Genomic DNA, 19,109 nt, shown 5'->3' with positions numbered 1-19,109 from the left:
TATATTTGAAAAAGAAAGAGTAGAAGTTCTTTGTGATATTGCGTGATGTACGAGTTGAAAATTGAGTAGATATGGATAAGTGTAGATCCGCTGGCGGAACAGTTCGCAGGCTGGACACCATATCATTACGTTCATCAAAATCCGATAAATCTAATTGACCCTACAGGAATGAGTGCTGAAGGGTCTGATGGTCCGGCCGATCCACCTAAAAAAACAAGAAAGGATGCAGAAAATCAAGGAACGGAGAATGTTGTTACGAAGTATTTTAATACAGCCGTTGCTATAGTAACTGATCCAGTTGGTACAGCTATAAACACTTTAAGTGGAGTTGGAAAATTAGCTAGTGAAATGATTACTAATAAAGAGGATGTTGGTAGTTTTATCTTAAGAAAGGCTAACGAAGCTTATGATTCATATCTGTATAGGATTAAATACAGTCAAGATCCAGAATATGAATTTCATGTGGTAATGGCTGAATTAAAAACAGAAATATCACTTATGATTGCTTCAGAAGGAGCTGTTGCGCTAGCTGGGGAAACTCTAAATGGTATAAGAGCTTTAAGAGCGGTTAAGACTGTTAAGTCTACGGTACAATGGAATTTAGGAGAATCAGTTGTAACTATAAGCCATTATAATTGGAGTAAAATATTTGGAGATCGAAAAATTAGTGTATCAGATGTACAACCAATTGTTGAGATAGCAGTAAAACATGGAAGTTGGAAAGTCGATGGCGTATATCGAGGAAGAAAAGGCGTTGTAGCTGGAGATAGATTAATAATGAATCAAAGAATTCAAGGACATACTATTTGGGTTGAAGGAATGAGGAGTCATTCTACAGGGACAATAATTATTAAGAATGCTGGTGTTAAATAATCTATGAATATAAATTTAATTAAAGGAGACGATTTTTTTGAGAAAGATGATTTTATTAATGCGTTTAATAAGTATAATAAAGTTATAGATGATTGTTTTTTTATAGAAGATGATGATATATCAGAAGCTTATAACATGTTAGGATTGATTAGTGTAATCGAATCACGTGTTAATACATTAGATGAAACAGGTCTATTTTACTTCAAAAAAGCTTTAGAGTTTAATTCTGAAAACATTTCGGCACTAACGAATATTATAAATTGTTTTGGTGAATCTTTTCAGGATCATAAAGATATTGAGATCACTAAAGAATCAATTAGTAAATTAAAATCATTAAAATTTGAATTTTCAAATATAGAATTAGAAAAAATAAATAAAATAATGAAACTTTAAGAGGTAATATGGTATTATATCAGAAGTGTTGATAGAATTAACAATGCTTGTAAACTGTAGCTTTTTAAGCTCAAAATGAATCATTTCATAATAATAAAGACGAACTTTTGTTCGTCTTTATTAATTTAAGGGGCTTAAAACAGATAGAAGTTTTAAACAGCTGTCCGGTAAAAGCACTAATGTATATCGATAAAAACCTGCGCAGCGATTTAACCAACTCATGTGCGGTTTACAATTATGTAATTAATAATTTTGACTGTATAGAACTTCCGGGTTCACAGCAGCCACAAAATCCGCACCACCCGGATATCGATGATGACTGGAAAGACGATACAAGCATAAACGGTCCTGCCGAAGATGGTCCTTACGACGAATATTTACGCAAACCAATTTGGTGAAATCGAAGATTCATCGAAACCAATATAAAATAAAAATGATGAGATATACCATACCGACCATTTGGGTAGCAGTACGTATTTAACGGATTATTTCGGACGCCCATCACACTACTACGAAACATTACCTTTCGGTGAAACCACAGCGTAGCAAGGTTCACCGAACACCAAAACAAAATAGAATGCGTGAGGTAAATGATGGTAGAACACAACCAAAGTGCCAATGTGCAATCTGGTGTGGGGTACGACAATAAGTTTAAATTCAACGATTTCGGAGGAGAAAGCGGGCTGAGCTTTAGACGAACGAACCGCGCATGGCGCTGAGTTAGACGATTTTACCCAAATGTATTATTACGGCGCACGTTATTATGATCCAAGAATTAGTATATTTGTAAGTGTGGATCCATCTGCTGAAAGATATTCTGGCTGGACACCTTACCATTATGTACATAATAATCCTATTATTTATACAGATCCAAATGGAAAAGATGCTATATTAATTATAAAAGGAAATAATATAACAGTGAAATCGAATATTTATATATATGGATCTGGTGCAACAAAGACAACGGCTTCAATAATGAGATCAAATATAATGAAGAAGTGGGGTACAAATAATGGAAAAGCATGGACTTATACTGATCCACAATCTGGAAAAGTTTATAATGTGAACTTTGAAGTTTCTGTTTCAGTATATAAAGGAAATGAAAAAAGTAATCCTTTAGTAATTCCCCAAAGTTGGGATCCTGATAATATGGATAACTTTATAGAAGTTGGAGCTACATTAGATGAGGTAGGCCGTTCTTACGTGTCTGGTGGAGATGAAGGAGTATGGAGAGGTATGGGACGTAATGGAAAATCATTAGCAGACGACGATGCAGCTCCTCATGAATTTGCACATTTATTAGGATTAGACGATAGATATAGCGATGAAGGTGGGGCTTACAAAGGATGGGAAAATAATATAATGGGTAATGCAATAGATGGAAATGTAGATCAGCGAAATATTGATTCTATAGTAAAAGATGGAGTTAATAGAGTTAATTCTATTGTCAAAGAGCTCAAAGATTGGAGAACCAGAGGCAAAGGAAAGTTAAATGATGATGCATTAGAGTATAGAAGTTCAGGTAGATTAATATATAAAATAGATGTTCCAAGACCAAATAAATAATAAAAAATTACTTATAGCATTAATGGTTTATAATATAATAGCGATAAGTATATACATTTATATTCAGCCTTATTGCGAACCATGTTTGCAAAAAGAGTATTGTCCTCCATGTATCTCCAAAGAACAAGTAGTATTACTTTATTTTTCTTTAATTTTTAATATTATTATTTTAATTATATATTATTATTTGAAAAAGAAAAAGATCAAGTAGGGTAATGTATCAGAAGTGTTGATAGAATTTACAACCCTTACAGAACTTGGTTTTATAAGCTTTAAATGATTTATTTTTATAAAATAAAGACGAACATTTGTTCGTCTTTATTAATTTAAGTGGCTTAAAACAGGTGAAAAATGATCAATAGTAACACCTAGTGTTTCAAATGTGTTGATGGTCTTTTGAAAGCATAGAAAGAGATAGTCCTTACGAATATTTACGCAAACCAATTTGGTGAAATCGAAGATTCATCGAAACCAACATAAAATAAAAATGATGAGATATACCATACCGACCATTTGGGAAGCAGTACGTATTTAACGGATTATTTCGGACGTCCAAGTCACTACTACGAAACATTACCTTTCGGTGAAACCACAGCGTAGCAAGGTTCACCGAACACCAAAACAAAATAGAATGCGTGAGGTAAATGATGGTAGAACACAACCAAAGTGCCAATGTACAGTCTGGTGTAGGGTACGACAACAAATTCAAGTTCAACGATTTCGGAGGAGAAAGCGGGCTGAGCTTTAGACGAACGAACCGCGCATGGCGCTGAGTTAGACGATGTTACCCAAATGTATTATTACGGCGCACGTTATTACGACCCAAGAATTAGTATATTTGTAAGTGTAGATCCGCTAGCGGAAGACTTTGCAGGTTGGACTCCATACCATTATGTTCATAACAATCCAATAAATCTGATTGATCCTACAGGGATGGCAGCTGATGGTTGGATTGAACAGAATAAAGATGGTAAAACAACCGTTACTTTTGACCCTAATGTAAATACACCTGAAGAAGCTAAAGCTGCCGGATACGATAACGTATCCCAGGTATTACCATCAGGTACTTTACACGGTCAGTATAATTTGAATTCTGATGGTTCAGTTTGTGGTGATGATGCAAAATGGAGTAGAAGTCAACGTTATGGAGGAATGTCCTTTTTTTGGGCAGACAAAGATACAGAAGTACGCACCTATAATTCGGATGCTTGGAACTCAGAATCTGCTCAATTTAGTTCTTGGCAAAGAGGAGCATCAGGTGCTATAACACCTATGGGCGGTGTTTCTGAATTAGCTGGGATGATTATATATGAATATGTTCAAGAGACTACTGGTAGTAGTGAGTTAGCTTTTGCAGCTGCTTTATTTGCTCCTGGAGCAGGTAAAGGCGCAAATCGCTTGAAGCCTAATCCAGCGGCTGTTGGTGCTCATTCTACTTTTAGTAGAGGGTTGAACGGTCGTATTTTTAAATATGAAACATATGAGATGACTAAAAATGGCTTCTTCAATCCAGTTAAAAGATTTGATGGAGGATTACCTAATGGTGGCGCCGGAGCTGCTCATACTAATAAAAGTACATTAGAATCTATTCCAACACCCCATGTACAAGGAAAAACGATACCTGGTGGAGTTAGAAGGGCGGAAATATGGGAAATACCTAAATAATAAAAATATATGGAGATAATTAAATGGATAGAAAATTGGTTTATGAGTAATTGTGATGGAGAATGGGAGCATGAAAATATCATAAAAATTGAGTCTACTTCAAATCCTGGTTGGAATATTGAGATCACATTATCAGATACTTCATTAGAAGGTGTTAACGTTGATTATTTTCTAAATGAAATATCAGATGATAATTGGTATGGGTACAAGGTTTCAAATAATAAGTTTACTGGTGTAGGTGACTCTTCGAAGCTTATTTTTTTATTAGAATTATTTAAAAAAATTATTTTAGAAAAAAATCCTACTACTACATAACGTATTAACATACTAAAAGCAAAAATCCCAGCCTTAAAGGTTGGGATTTTGTTTTATAAGCTATACGCTTTACGTGTTTTGGCATCTCTTATATAAGTGTCAATAAGATCGTAAAGCGTTTGTTTTTTATTTTCTTCCAAGTCTTCCAGTGCTTCAATACGCTCTAATGTACGTTTGTCAAAAGCCGTTTGTGAAGTACTGCCTACCAGATAATCCAAGGATACTTCCAATGCATCCGCTATTTTCTTAGCAGCGTCAATCGATGGGATTGCTTCCCCACGTTCATACTTACCAATCATCACACGTGAAACTCCGCTTTTATCGGCAAGTTCGCTTTGCGATATTCCCTTTTTATCTCTTAACTGGGTAATGTATCAGATGTGTTGATAGAATTTACAATGATTAAAAACGCTAGGTTTTAAAGCTTAAAATGAATAATTTTATAAAAATAAAGGCGAACTATTTGTTCGTCTGTAGCAATTTAAGTGGCTTAAAACACTTGAAAATGGTCAAGAATAATACCTAGTGTATCAAATGTGTTGATAAAATTCACAGTGCTTACAAACCGTGACTTTATAAGCTTACAATGAAATTTTTTACAAAAATAAAGACGAACAATTGTTCGTCTTTATTAATTTAAGCGGCTTAAAACACTTAAAAATGGTCAATAGTAACACCTCGTGTATCAAATGTGTTGATGGAATTAATACATGTATTTATTGCTGCGGGAAATTATTGAAAAACGGAATTTCAAGAGCTAAAAAACAACGCTATAAATGTAAAGACTGTAATAAAACTATTGTTGAAAATTATACGTATAATGCCTACTTTTCGTATATAAACAAACAGATTGTAATTTTGCTTACTGAAGGCTTGGGAATAAGAAGTATAGCGAGAATTTTGAAGATATCTGTATCAACGCTTTTAAAAAGAATAATTGCTATTTCAGATAGAGTAAATTTACCGGTAATGACACCGGAAAGTAGTTATGAGATTGATGAATTGTGCACATTTGTAAAATGTAAAAGCAAACGTATTTGGATTGTTTATGCATTTGAAAGAGAAACTAAAAATATTGTCGGCTTTAATGTAGGTCCAAGAACCAATTTAACGTTAAAGAAAGTTGTAGACAAAGTGCTTAAAGCAAATCCTCAGGTTTTATTTACCGACAGGTTAAAGAACTACAAAAGCCTTATTCATCAATGCATTCATAAAACTGTTCGTTTTGGAACAAACAATATAGAAAGGGCAAATCTCACATTGCGTACGCATTTAAAAAGATTGAACCGTAAAACAATCTGCTTTAGTAAGAGTGAAATTATGTTCAAGGCTGTTTTAAAGATTTATTTTGGAAGTGTTGCTTGAAAAAATTCCTATATTAAAATCAAATCAATTTATAATGAGCCAACGGGTATATTTAGTTTTATCTAATTATCCCCGTTAGTTTTATTTACAAAACAGTTGCTAAACTAATTGAAAGAATTAGCGAAACTAAAAATATTTATAATTCTAAAATTGCTAATTATCATTAATCATTTTTGCATTTATATTAAAAGTATTCCTAACTGTGGCAATAGTTATGTGGGAAGATTTTAAAATTTTGTATAATTGAGATTAATCTTCTGAGTCTTCACTTTTTAATTTCTGTATGTAAAAAGAAGGAGATATACCGGTAGCCTTTAAAAAAGCGTTGGAAAAACTACGGCTGCTTGAAAAACCGAGTAATTCTGACAAATGTGCTATTTTATATTTTTTCCATTGCGGATTTTCTTCAAAATTTTTAAGAAGATAATCAATTCGTAACTGATTTACATAGTCTGTAAAACTTTTACCTTTATATTGATTTATAAGGGTAGAAAGATAGCTTCTGTTGGTATTCCAAAGTGTGGCAAGTTGGTTTAGATTGATGTCTGAATTCAAGAAAGTAAGATTTTCTTCAAAACTATCTAAGTGTATTAAAATTTCATCTAAGGTTTTAATGCTTGCTGCGTTAATGCCTTTTTCGGTCTTTTTATCGGATGTTTTTTCTTTAATCTCGTTAGAATGTGTTGTTTCTATTTCAGCTATTTTGGGAATTGGTAGATATACTGTAGCTGGTTCAGATAATATCTCAAGTGGTTTTTCTTCACTTCTTAAGTTTTTTCTTAAAATAGAAAGTTCGTTATAACGCCGTAAGTATTCTTTCTTTTTTCGGTAGTTTGATATTAAAAGAAGCAAAAAGATTATACATACTACACAGCCTGCTACAAATGCAGTTTTAAACCATACGTCTTTTAACCTTAAAGAATCTTCCAAACGTTTCTTTTCAGATTCTAAATGTTTTATATCCAGTTGTTTGTGTAACGTATTGCTTAAGTATTTGTACTCGTTCTGCAAAAAAACAGTAACGTTTAAAAACTGGTTGGTATAGTAGAGTTCCCTTTGTTCATTTTTAAGACTTCTATAGTAAGCTGTTAAATAATTGTAGGCATTTTTTATTTCAAGGTTGCTGTAATGCTTTGTTTTGAAAACTTCATTAATTTTATCAAAGTATTTAACCGCATCTTCTTTTTCGTCTAAAGCCCAATAGTTTAATCCTAAGTAATAATATGCATTGTGTTCGTTTGCATAATCTTCATTTTTAGATATTTCAGTAATTGTATTATTTAATATTTCAATACTGTATTTAAACTTTTTTAAGTGGTATAGGTTTATGCCATAAACATAATCTAAATAAGCTTGTTCTAATGCACGGTCCTCCTTCCTAATAGCTGATAACTTCTTTCTCGCAACCGATATAAGCTCAATACTGAATTGATGTTTATTAAGGTAACAAGCAGCTAAAGCTTCATATCGAGCAGAATTATGATAGCCCATTATATGGTTATAATCTGCTGAACCTTCAAAGTAAGCTCTGGCTAGGGAAAAATAATCGAATGCTTCCTGATATTGCTGAAGGTAAAAGTATGTTAACCCTATATTATATATAGTTTTATGGTATTCGTATGCATATTTGATTTTATCAATTGACTGTAGTATAGCAAGTTCATACTCTAAAGATTTCTTATAATTTTTTTGTATATAATAAATTGTTGATCTGGTTTGGTTTGCCTTTATAATGTTTAAAGGTATTCCTGTTTTTTTTGCATAATATATAAGGCTGTCTGCATACATGTGCATTGTCTCGGAATTCTTTTCATTATAAACGTAAAGAAGGTATGCATTAAATAAATGATCTGTATTTTCTAACTCTTTGGCTTTTTCTAAATATTGTTTTAATGACTCAGCATATAATTTTTTTTCATTTTTAGAAATAGAACTTACATTCTCAAATAGATTTTCTAAAGAAGCATTTGTGGATTTATTTTGCTGTTTAGTTTGTGCCCAAGTACTAATATATAGGGTAAAAAAGTAAAAAAGTAAAAAAAACGGACGCATTGGGTTTTAAATTAAGTGTGTTTTTTTAAAGATACTCATTTTTATCTGAATACTAAAACGTTGATAATTAATGTTTTTGTTGTTTTTTTTTCAGTAGTTTGATCAAACTGCAGAACATGTGTTTGCAAAGTTAAAGCCAACTATATAAATTTGAATACTGACTCTTGAAAAAATATATTTAATATTCTTATATAAAAGAAAAATTATGAAAAAAACTACATTTATTTATTTACTAGGGTTTAATTTTTTTCTTTTGTCTTGTACGCTTGATGATGAGAATAATAATTTTACTACTATCGAAAATGCCCAAATGAAAATTAATAATCCTTTAGGAAAACCCTCTCGTACAGATTTGGCTTTTATAACACAGCAACTTACAAACAGTTATAAAGCTAATTTTAATGATAGTAATATGTCTTTGTATCAGAAAATCCACTTATTGGATTCGGCAGCGTTGTACGTTCCTTTATTTACAGCATTAAAACCTGCTAATTTCACATTACCTGATGTAACCGGTTCTCAATTGTACCTAAACAATTATAATACTGTTTACAATACTTTGAATGTTTCTGTAAAGATGAAAGGTTATCTTGATCTGATAATACAAACAGAAGTAGTTGATTATAATTCAATTTTACAAAATATAGAAATAGATTCCCTTTTAACGATAAATGAAAAAAATAGGTTACAGTTTATTATAACCTATCTGCAAGATACGGCAACTATCATTTATGGTGGACCTATAGATGAATCATGGAAAAGAAGAAATATTGTAGCAGCAGTAAAAGGCTTTGAAATAAGCAGTGCAAATGCTGTATTTAACGTAGCCTTAGTGGGCGTGATGCAATAAATGCTATTTATTATAGACTTTGCATCTATGCTTCACAAAAATATATGAGAAGAAGAGAGAATAACACCTAATTTGCCCATCCCATACACAGTCTGCTTTATCTGTGTATGGGTTATTAACAATGAGTTTAAAAAATCATTAAAATAAATAGTATGCAGAATGAAATTCACTTTAACGGAAATGGTGGGAATGAATTTTTGAAATTTATAAATTATTCCATTAATGAACTAAATGTTGTTGAAAATACTATTGTAAAAAAAGTGAAGATTTATAAGAATGAATTATTGACTGAAAATGAATTAATGAATGCTGTTGTAGTGTTAGAGGATATTTTGAAGATGCTAGAAGAGAAGGTAGAAGTTATGAAACAGTATAAAAAAGAATTTTAAATTTTATTACCTCATAATAAATATATAACAGGCAATACACTAATACAATTTCCGGTCTTTCTACCAAATTGCTTCGATTAGATTAAGTTATTTAAACCTTATGTTGATTACCTCCCCCCCCAGCCACACGTGCGTTGTTAGTTTAACACGTGTGGTTTTTTAATTATTTTATATAAAAGTAAATTCAAATAAACTATTGGAGCATTTATAGTTAAAATATAATTACAAAGTAAATACTTCAGCATGAAGTAATATGCACTTAAACTCTTGATCAAGATATAAATCACACTAAACTAAAATTAAACAATCATTAAACTATATTAATTATGAAGAGAGATTCCTTTCTACCCCTCATAAGGGGAATGGGCATCGTAATGATGCTCCTGTGGTCTTTAGGATTAAAGGCTCAAACTGCAAATAATCCTGTACTTACCTGGGATCAGGAAGTAGGATGTATAGAGTATGATGACAAAGGGGAGCGTGGAGAACAGGCTACTTATGTTGATTTACTCGAAAATATTGAAAATGGCAAATGTATTCGCTTTTGTGAGGAAAGTTTGGTACAGTACACTTTTACTGCAAACAATGTACAGCATGTAAGTTGGCAGGTGACTGGCGGTACTCTCCAACCTGGAAGTACTAACACTAATGCTGAAATTCTGTGGGGTAGTAGTGGTAGCGGAAATCTAACATTAACAGTTACCTATACTAACAATGCAATAGAAGTATTAAGTGTATGTGTAGAAAAGATTGTTAAACCTAGAGCTGAGTTTAAAATAGATGGGATAGATCCTAAGCAAAATAAGTTTTGCGTGGATACCGCTATATCTTTTGACAATCTATCTACACAAAACAATGGAACGGCGATTGTAAGTTATTTATGGGATTTTGGCGATGGAAATTTTTCAAATACATTTGAACCAACCCATTCTTATGATACTCCTGGGAATTATCTAGTTGTATTAACAGTTACAAACAGTTGTAACTGTAGCGACACTTACAAAATGAAACTGACTGTTACCGATGGAAAACCAGTAGAGATTAGTTGTACCAGTGTTACTTGTGAAAACAGCAGAGAAGTATACAGTGTTAATGATGAATGTGGTGGTGAATGGAAAGTTATTGGTGGTACTATTATAGCAAACAATGGTACATCTATCGAAGTATTGTGGGACCAGGTAGATCCTGCCGACGGTTTCGGATACGTAAGTTATCTTTCCAAATGTTCATGTCCTTACTGGAACACAGTCAAAATTCCGGTAGTTTTAGGTAAGGCTAAAATGAATGGACCTAATGTTATTTGTCAAGGTAAGCAAGGACGTTTTTTATTGCCTCAATGGCCAACTACAGATTTTATATGGGCAATAGATGGTGACGAATATCACCCGATGCTTGTATTTACAGATCAACGTAATGAAATTGTTGTTGACGGAGCTACTCCGGGTAATTATACGTTGTCAGTAAGATATCGCAATACGCTTATAAATGGTGGTAAATGTACGGGAGTTTCACAAATGAAATTTACCGTGGTAGAAAATGTAGAAGTTATAACAGACGATGCTTTAACAGTATGTTCCGGAACTTCAAAAACATTTTCTTCTCACAACGGAATGTCTGTAAGTTGGGAAATACGCTTAGGTGGTAATGTAGTGCATACTGCGTTCGGGATAAATACTTCTTACACATTTAATACAGGCGGTGTTTATGTGGTAACAGCAAACAACAACGGCTGTATTAGCAACCCTGTAGTAGTAGAGGTAATTGCAAAACCTGTGATTACAGGAACTGTTTCCGGACCGCAAAAGGTCTGCTTAAATGTTCCATATACTTATCAAATAAACGAAAACGAGCCGGGTGCGATTTACGTATGGAGTATATCTCCAACAGAAGGTTCGGTGGTAGGAAGTAATTCTGGTACCCAAGTAGACTTTGTTTTTACTGGCCCAACAGCAACAATAAAAGTAGTAAAACAGTATATTAAAAATGGTGTAATTTGTGAATCTGACCCTGTATATTTTAATGTAAGTAAGATTGTAGTAAATGCAACTATTTCAAATACGGCAGGCATGTCTCAGTTCTGTCCAAGTAGCACTGCTACATTTACTGCAAATATTAACATTACAGATGCAGACCATATTGAATGGAAAATTGTAGGTGCAGGTGCAACTACAAATTTTGGTAGCATTATTAACGGTGTAAATGCCACAACGGTTACCGTTGGTTTTAACGAGATAAGTGGTGGTGTTAACACAGGGAATTTACAATTGTATGTAACCAAGTGCTCCGAAACAAAAATGTTTACATATCCTGTTCAATTAATTATGTCACCAACAATAACACTTAATTCTGTTGGCCCAATATGCCCGAGTAGTACTTCTTTTCCAATTACAGTTTCAACCAGTAATGGGCTGCCAGCATCGGTAGAAGTAAGTTACAATGGCGGACCTTTTACCGGTAATTACTCTTTTACCAGTGGTAGCACATTTCTTATAAATAACGGGTTCACCAATTTTACGGCAAACAATATTGCTCAAACTTTAACAGTTAGATTGTTAGGTATGTGTACATTTGCAGCAACAGCAACGCAAACCGTAACTATATATCCGTTAACTCAAATTGATATCACTCCAGGTTATAGTTATATAGTTTGTCCAACAAATTATTCGCCTATTACCCTTTATGCGAACATTTCTACAGGAGTAACTCCGTCAGTTACTTATGAATGGCTTAAAAACGGGATTACTGTTTTTGGTCCTTCTACAACAAATCAGTATACTATATCTAATACTACACAAGGAACTTCACCTGGTGGAATATATTCAGTGAGAGTTGTTGATAGCAATCTGTGTGTAGTAACATCACAGAGTATTGAAGTTATTGAGAATTGTATTACACTTCCAGGCAATCCATGTTCCGGTACAATAGATCCAGATTTATCAGTTACAGCCAATTGGAGTTCTTGTGGACAAATTACTGCATCTGTGATATCACCTAACAATACTCCAGCATCAATAATCTGGGTGGGTAGTCCACACTTAAGTTTAGATCCATCAACTCAAGGTACGCCTAATGCTGTATTTACTACTAATGTGCCTGGGGTGCATATAGTTAAGGCTTATGTAACTTACGGAAACTGTACCGTTATTAAAACAACAACGGTTACTAAACATTACGATCCTAAAGTAAAAGCAGCAGTTACATGCAATGGAGGTAGCTATACCGTTAAGTTATTAAACAACTCAACGATTTTCGATATTGATTTTAACGATCTTGATTTTACATTTTCTGGACCGGGTATTACATCAGCACCAATTGGTGATACTTATACCATTAACGGAGTACTACCGGGTACTTACACTTATATGATGACGGTAAGTTCTCTTGGACATCCAGTCTGCATAACATCTGTAACGGTGACAATAGATCCAGATCCGGTAACAAGTTTTAGCGTAGTAAGCCCAACGTGTAGTGATAACCCTGTTACTTTAAACATACCTGGAGGGGTTATGCAGCCTGATTATGAGTATCGTTGGATTTTTAATGGCACTAGCTATGTAGCTAATAATGTAAGTACAAATGTTAATTTTGATTTGCCACCAAATGTTAGTAACCAGAATTTTCCAATTACGCTGCAAATTAAAAATCAATATGGTTGTGTTTTTACCTCATCTCCTGTTACTGTAGTTATCAATCAGGCAGTTTTTGATGGAGTAATAAATCCTGCTATTGGTGATTTCTGTGAAGGTAGTGTAATACCTTTAAGCTTTGTATTGTCAAACCCATTGGCTACTCCTCCAACAAATATTATCTGGATGCGTGACAATGTACAGGTTGGTACAGGCTTAACTTATTTACCAACTCAAAGCGGAAGCTATTGGCCTATACTGATTAACAGTAATAATTGTATTAATCATGATATGGCATTGTCTCCAGCAATTATTAAAGTCCGCAAACCACCTTTCGCAAGTATTAATGGAAGTACAAGCGTATGTTATGGTGAAGGTACAGTACTTACCGGTATCTATACAGACAGTAATGTCCAGCATCGTTGGTCTGGACCATCGCTTCCGGTAGGATATAATAACTGGGTATCTGGTACCACAAATATAGAGTTAAACATAGGTGGCATGGCACCAGGAAGCTATAATTATAGTTTTGAGACTCGCCATCCGGCTGACCCAAGTTGCGCAAATAGTTTTACAGTTACGGTAGTAGTTCATCCGCAGATACCTACTCCTGTAATAAACTACAGTATAGACAACTGTCAGCCTTATACACTGAAACTTACTGCAACTGGTTCTGGTGCAGGAATGTATAACTGGAGTAATGGTATGACGGGACAAACAATTTATGTAACGCAAGGTGGGGCTTACAGCGTTACTTATACAGCACTTACCGGCTGTACCGTAACTGGTTACATACAAGCGCCGCATAATCCGGAACGTTCACTTTGGATTGTACCTGCTGGTTGCTATACTATGTGTTTGAATAAAGGAGAATATCTGCTAGGACCTTTAGGTATATACCAAGGATATGAGTGGACAATAAATGGAGGAACTTCTCAATCGGGAAGTAATACATTCGTGCCAGATCAGCCTATTACAATAGCAGGTTATTACCAGTTAAGCATTACACAGCAGGGATGTATTTTCAAGAGTAGAACTCCTCACATTACAGCTGGTAAAGAATGTGATACTAAGCCTTGTAAGATAGAAGGTGGAATACGCGGTATTAAGCCAGTCAAAGGTGGTGTTTATGAGTTGTCTATATATTTAAATAATCCTTATAGCTACCCTATAACGGTAAACTTGAGCAGTTTAAATGGATATGGAACTTATTCTCCTGCAACGGTTACACTTAACCCAGGAATGAACATAATATATCCTCTGTATTTTTATACTAACAGCTCTTACTATCCAGGTGCGCCAGACGGACTGGTTATACAGATGCCTGATTGTATTTCGGTAATAGACATACGTTTCCCTAAGGAACTATACCCTAAAGTTGTAACTGAAATTATAGAACCACAACTGGTATTGTCTCCAAATCCGGCTTATGAATCAACAACAGCAACCTATAATATTGGTACCGAATACCAGAATGCGCAAAGTATTACGGTATATGATGTCGTTGGTGTACTGCGTCACAAGCAAAATGTAAAAGACAGTATAGGTGAAGTAAGTATTAATGTAAGCCATTTGGCTCCGGGTACATATATCGTAAATCTCGAAGCTGACGGTAAGCCTGTAACACAGCAAAAATTAATTAAAAAATAACTATTTAATATAGAACGGCGTTAAAAGTATAAACTTCTAACGCCGTTCTTATATTTATTTTATTCTGAAATCAATTATAATTTAGTACTAAATAATGTGTTGTTTGTTATTTAATATGGAATGTAGGTCACACCACAAATAATATATTATTTCTTAAAAAGGTACTAACAAATCATCATACATTATGCAACGTATATTATTATCCTTATATTACCATTCCACAAGTATCTCGATAAGAGATGTGTTTTACTGGATATTTCATATTAGAAGCTTTAGTTATAGCTATACATGTTTTGCTGAAGTTGAAAATTTGGAATTTCAGAAACTCAATACTCATCTTAAAGGTATTAGAGAATTTATAAAAAGAACTAGTGAAAAACAGCTACCCGAGATAACCTGTCGTCACTATAAAATAAGTATAAATAAAATGTTTTTACTCACTTTCTGCATGTTCTTCTCTATGATTGCCTCCGCCCAAAACTATAAATGGGAGTGGGCATTAAGCGGAGGCGGTGTACAAGGTGCTGATCAAATCTACGATGTAAAAGTGGGTACAGACAATAATTATTACTTTATAGGAAGTCTGTACGGTACAATTGGTACGCAGCTTAACGGTGCAGTTGTTAGTAGCAACAACAGTTCTATTGGTGGCAACGATATTTTCCTGTTTTCCACAACCTGTGATGGTACAGTACGTTGGAGCCAGTCAATCGGCGGACAGGGACCATTGGATAGGGCTTTTAATTTAGTATTAGATGCTAATAACAATGTGTACGTAGGTGTTCACATAAATGCTGTAAGTAGTAGTGTTTCTTTTAGTCCAAACCCTAATCATTCTACACCTTCGCTTCCAAATTCAGAAGCCTATAAGCGCATCTATTTGGTAAAATATAATAGTAACGGCCTGTATCAGGGTAGAAAGGCGTTACAAGGAGCTGTTAATAATACAAACAATCAGGCACAGCTTTTAGACCTGTTTATTGATAATGATACAGTTCACTTTATAACGGGTCTGCGTTTTGGTACACACCTGGACAATAATGTAACAGTATCAACTGCAATCACAGGATTTCAATATTTCATAGTAAAGTATGATACTAATTTAAACTATGTAAGTAGTGTAGCCTTGCCGATTGCTGACGGTACGGGTTTTAGTAATAGCCCTGTCCGTTTTGCATATGATAATAATTTAAATAGATATTATGTTGGCAGTACTAGAGAAGAGGGAGCTGGATTAATACCTTTAACATATGCTGGAAAAACGGTTGTAAATCGTTCATATATTTTGGCCTTTAATGGAATAAACGGTAGTGTAGAATGGCTTCGAGAAATTTATTCAGCACCTGTAAACGGACTGTCTCCTCAGCTTAACCTGATTAACTCTCTCGTGTTGGATAGTAATTCAGATATATATGTGGGAGGGAGTATATATCGTAGTCCAAATGAAGTGAACTTAAAATTTTACGATCCTACAGACTTGTCTATTGCTCCCTATTTTTTTACTCCGGGAGCTACGTGGACAATGCCCATGATCACAAGACTTAACAGTATGGGGCAGGTGCAGTGGATTCAAACCACTTCTGCGTATAATTCAAATGCATTAACACCCGGACCCCGTTACGGTCAAGGTATAGGTGTTAATACTAATGAAGTTGTTTTAGGCGCGCAGGGAGCCAATGAATTTTGGGATAACTTTCAGATACAACGTCCGATATCCTACCAGCCAGATCCTTTACTAATTCGAATTAGTAAGCAAACAGGTGCTGTAGTGGCAATAGACGAAATAAAGGGAAGTTCAACTGAAAATCAAAGGATAACCGTAGTCGCGGCTGATAATGACGGAAATTACATAGCAGGGGGTACGTTCACCGGTAGTTTATTTACAAATAGTGTAAGTAGTGTTCCAACAACTTATAGTGTGGGCGATATTGATTTTTTTGTATCCAAACTAGCAGCAAGTACTTGCGGCACATCAGTAAGTACCTATAAATTTAACAAGCTAAACGTAAATGTGTACCCCAACCCAACAAATGATATAGTAAAAATAGAAACAGAGGAAAACCTTAAAAACTATGAGGTTTATAATGTATTGGGGCAACAAATACAAAAAGGTATGTTTAGCAACAACGAGCAAATAAACCTGCACAACGCAACTGCCGGTACCTATTTTATAAAAGTAACAACTACCCAAGGCAGTAGTGCTACGGTAAAAGTAGTTAAAAATTAGGTTTTGTTGTAAAATAGTTAAAATGGAAAAGCAGTTATGTTATAAAATGTTAGTGTATAAGGATTGTTGATGAAATTTACAAAACTCTGATTTATTAACCTTATCATTATATTTTAAAAAGGATAATCGTTATTATATATATGCAAGTCGCTCCAAATGTTTAATTAAGATCTTCTTTTTATTTACACCTATTAATAAAAGTAGTTTATGTTTTAATTCCGCAATATCTTCGCTTAACCTTTCAAATAGAGAAGCACTACCTCAAATAAAACACTATTAACATAATCATAAATTAATCTGCATTAAGTGTCCTTCGGTCTTCATTGTCGTAACTTGTATAATGAATTTTAAAACAAAAATTATGTCTGATTTAAAAGGAAAGGTAATTATTGTTACCGGAGCAGCAATGGGATTGGGATTTGCTGCGGCAGATGTGCTGGCTGCTAAAGGTGCACATATAACGCTTGTAGATTATAATGCGGAAGCTTTGGAAAAAGCAAAATCTGAATTATCTACTAAACATCCTGATAGTGAATTTCTGGTGGTTACTGCCGATGTTTCTGTTGAAGAAAATGTAAAAAATTATGTCGATCAAACGGTGCAGAAGTTCGGGAAGGTAGACGGACTTTATAATAACGCAGGAATCGAAGGAAAGCAGGCTCCTTTGATTGATTACGATATCGAAGTTTTTAAAAAGGTGATCGATATTAATCTGTTAGGTGTTTATTACGGTATGAAATATGTAATCCCGGAAATGCAGAAAAACGGAGGCGGACGAATTGTAAACGTAGCGTCGGTAGGCGGTATCAGAGGAGTTTTAAATCAAACGGCTTATGTTGCTACCAAACATGCTGTTGCGGGTATGACAAAAAATGCTGCCTTGGAATACGGTAAAGACAATATTTTGACAAATGCCATTGCTCCGGGTGCGATCTTAACGCCTATGGTTGCCGAAGCTTTCAAACAGGTAAACCCTCAAGATCCTAAAGCTGCCGAAACAGAATACGCATCTCGAAATCCTACTAGAAGGTTAGGTGATCCTAATGATGTGGGTAACCTTGTGGCTTTCCTTTTGAGTGATCAAAATGGATACGTTTCTGGGCAGGTAATCGCAATTGATGGTGGTGAATCGAACATGTACGGAAATTCATAACAAACTAAACAAAAAAACTGTCTGTATTTACAGACAGTTTTTGGTTTTTAATCGTAGTGCGTTAAAATTACGTAAAATTAAATTGTGTAAAATATAATTTTACGTAATTTTGTTTAGTAATTAATCAAGTCTTTATTATGAAAGATCCTTTAAGCCTTAAAAATCAGTTGTGTTTTCCAATATACGCACTAGCCAAAGAAGTGATAAACCAGTACCGACCGTTGTTAGACGAGTTGGATGTTACCTATCCGCAGTATTTGGTGCTGATTGTTTTGTGGGATAACGAAGAACAGACGGTAGGGCAGTTGGGCGAAAAACTTTTTCTGGACAGCGGAACACTGACACCTTTGTTAAAGCGAATGGAACAGAAAGAAATGGTAATTCGCAAAAGATCTTCTAACGATGAACGCATTGTGAAACTTTCACTTACTCCAAAAGGAACTGCGTTAAAAGAAAAAGCGAAAAGCATACCACACCGCATTATGGAATCTATAGGAATTTCACAAGAAGAACTATTGATATTAAAAGAAATAATAATAAAAATTTTAAACAAAAAGAAATGAAAACATTGTATACAACAGCAGCTACCGCAACAGGAGGCAGAGACGGAAGCGTAAAAAGCGAAAATGGAATATTAGATCTTCAGGTACGTATGCCAAAAGCATTGGGTGGAAGCAGTGACGACTTCGCAAATCCGGAAATGCTTTTTGCAGCAGGATATTCGGCTTGTTTTGACAGTGCCTTGAACCTAGTTATAAAGAAGGAAAAAGTATCAACAGGCGAAACATCGGTTACAGCAAAAGTAAGCATTGGTCAGATTGATAACGGTGGTTTTGGATTGGCTGTAGAACTGCACGCGAACATTCCGGGTGTAACGATCGATCAGGCACAGGAACTGATTGAAAAAGCACATCAAATATGTCCGTACTCAAACGCAACCCGTGGTAATATCGAAGTAAATCTAACAGTTTCAAATAACTAAAAT

At 34.4% G+C, this 19,109-nt stretch carries 16 protein-coding genes; 14 read left to right on the top strand and 2 right to left on the bottom strand.

Annotation, left to right across the window (positions count from 1 at the left end):
* Positions 1-168: 168 nt before the first annotated feature.
* The 6 genes from F0460_RS07270 (at position 169) to F0460_RS07245 (ending at position 4,812) form a co-directional block, all read left to right on the top strand.
* Positions 169-873 carry a hypothetical protein gene (locus F0460_RS07270; protein ID WP_150011734.1) on the top strand — a complete coding sequence of 235 codons (705 nt, stop codon included), beginning with the start codon at positions 169-171 and terminating at the stop codon, positions 871-873.
* Between the two features lie 3 nt (positions 874-876).
* Complete coding sequence (locus tag F0460_RS07265) at positions 877-1,266, top strand: hypothetical protein (RefSeq protein ID WP_150011732.1); 390 nt, start codon at positions 877-879, stop codon at positions 1,264-1,266.
* A gap of 179 nt (positions 1,267-1,445) precedes the next feature.
* Complete coding sequence (locus tag F0460_RS07260) at positions 1,446-1,664, top strand: hypothetical protein (protein WP_150011730.1); 219 nt, start codon at positions 1,446-1,448, stop codon at positions 1,662-1,664.
* Positions 1,665-2,004: 340 nt separating this feature from the next.
* Complete coding sequence (locus tag F0460_RS07255) at positions 2,005-2,832, top strand: RHS repeat-associated core domain-containing protein (protein WP_150011728.1); 828 nt, start codon at positions 2,005-2,007, stop codon at positions 2,830-2,832.
* Between the two features lie 792 nt (positions 2,833-3,624).
* The gene (locus F0460_RS07250) at positions 3,625-4,497 is read left to right on the top strand and encodes an RHS repeat-associated core domain-containing protein (RefSeq protein WP_150011726.1); all 873 of its coding nucleotides are present in this window, start codon (positions 3,625-3,627) and stop codon (positions 4,495-4,497) included.
* Positions 4,498-4,506: 9 nt separating this feature from the next.
* Positions 4,507-4,812: an immunity 53 family protein gene (locus tag F0460_RS07245; protein ID WP_150011724.1), complete on the top strand. Its 306-nt coding sequence runs from the start codon at positions 4,507-4,509 to the stop codon at positions 4,810-4,812.
* 53 nt (positions 4,813-4,865) lie between these two features.
* Here the strand turns inward: F0460_RS07245 and F0460_RS07240 are convergent, their stop codons facing one another.
* On the bottom strand, positions 4,866-5,183 hold the full coding sequence (locus tag F0460_RS07240) for a helix-turn-helix domain-containing protein (RefSeq protein ID WP_150011722.1): 318 nt from the start codon (positions 5,181-5,183) through the stop codon (positions 4,866-4,868).
* A 289-nt stretch (positions 5,184-5,472) separates the two neighbouring features.
* On the opposite strand from F0460_RS07240, the gene F0460_RS07235 reads away from it, so the two are divergent.
* The gene (locus F0460_RS07235; protein ID WP_150011720.1) at positions 5,473-6,177 is read left to right on the top strand and encodes an IS1 family transposase; all 705 of its coding nucleotides are present in this window, start codon (positions 5,473-5,475) and stop codon (positions 6,175-6,177) included.
* A gap of 249 nt (positions 6,178-6,426) precedes the next feature.
* Here F0460_RS07235 and F0460_RS07230 read toward each other — a convergent pair whose 3' ends face one another.
* Positions 6,427-8,229: a helix-turn-helix domain-containing protein gene (locus tag F0460_RS07230; RefSeq protein WP_150011718.1), complete on the bottom strand. Its 1,803-nt coding sequence runs from the start codon at positions 8,227-8,229 to the stop codon at positions 6,427-6,429.
* Positions 8,230-8,434: 205 nt separating this feature from the next.
* On the opposite strand from F0460_RS07230, the gene F0460_RS07225 reads away from it, so the two are divergent.
* From F0460_RS07225 to F0460_RS07195, 7 genes are all read left to right on the top strand, one after another.
* Complete coding sequence (locus tag F0460_RS07225; protein WP_150011716.1) at positions 8,435-9,079, top strand: hypothetical protein; 645 nt, start codon at positions 8,435-8,437, stop codon at positions 9,077-9,079.
* Between the two features lie 152 nt (positions 9,080-9,231).
* Positions 9,232-9,468 carry a hypothetical protein gene (locus F0460_RS07220; protein ID WP_150011714.1) on the top strand — a complete coding sequence of 79 codons (237 nt, stop codon included), beginning with the start codon at positions 9,232-9,234 and terminating at the stop codon, positions 9,466-9,468.
* 326 nt (positions 9,469-9,794) lie between these two features.
* The gene (locus F0460_RS07215) at positions 9,795-14,744 is read left to right on the top strand and encodes a PKD domain-containing protein (protein ID WP_150011712.1); all 4,950 of its coding nucleotides are present in this window, start codon (positions 9,795-9,797) and stop codon (positions 14,742-14,744) included.
* 427 nt (positions 14,745-15,171) lie between these two features.
* The gene (locus F0460_RS07210; protein WP_190304114.1) at positions 15,172-16,971 is read left to right on the top strand and encodes a T9SS type A sorting domain-containing protein; all 1,800 of its coding nucleotides are present in this window, start codon (positions 15,172-15,174) and stop codon (positions 16,969-16,971) included.
* 361 nt (positions 16,972-17,332) lie between these two features.
* The gene (locus F0460_RS07205) at positions 17,333-18,124 is read left to right on the top strand and encodes a glucose 1-dehydrogenase (protein WP_150011708.1); all 792 of its coding nucleotides are present in this window, start codon (positions 17,333-17,335) and stop codon (positions 18,122-18,124) included.
* A gap of 137 nt (positions 18,125-18,261) precedes the next feature.
* Positions 18,262-18,687, top strand: coding sequence for a MarR family winged helix-turn-helix transcriptional regulator (locus tag F0460_RS07200; RefSeq protein WP_150011706.1), 426 nt, complete (start codon positions 18,262-18,264; stop codon positions 18,685-18,687).
* The gene (locus F0460_RS07195) at positions 18,684-19,106 is read left to right on the top strand and encodes an organic hydroperoxide resistance protein (protein ID WP_150011704.1); all 423 of its coding nucleotides are present in this window, start codon (positions 18,684-18,686) and stop codon (positions 19,104-19,106) included. The genes F0460_RS07200 and F0460_RS07195 overlap by 4 nt, the downstream gene beginning before the upstream one ends.
* The last annotated feature ends 3 nt before the right edge of the window (positions 19,107-19,109 follow it).

Source organism: Paenimyroides baculatum (assembly GCF_008629655.1).
GTDB classification, from domain to species: domain Bacteria; phylum Bacteroidota; class Bacteroidia; order Flavobacteriales; family Flavobacteriaceae; genus Flavobacterium; species Flavobacterium baculatum.
This window is presented reverse-complemented; position numbering and strand designations above follow the sequence as displayed.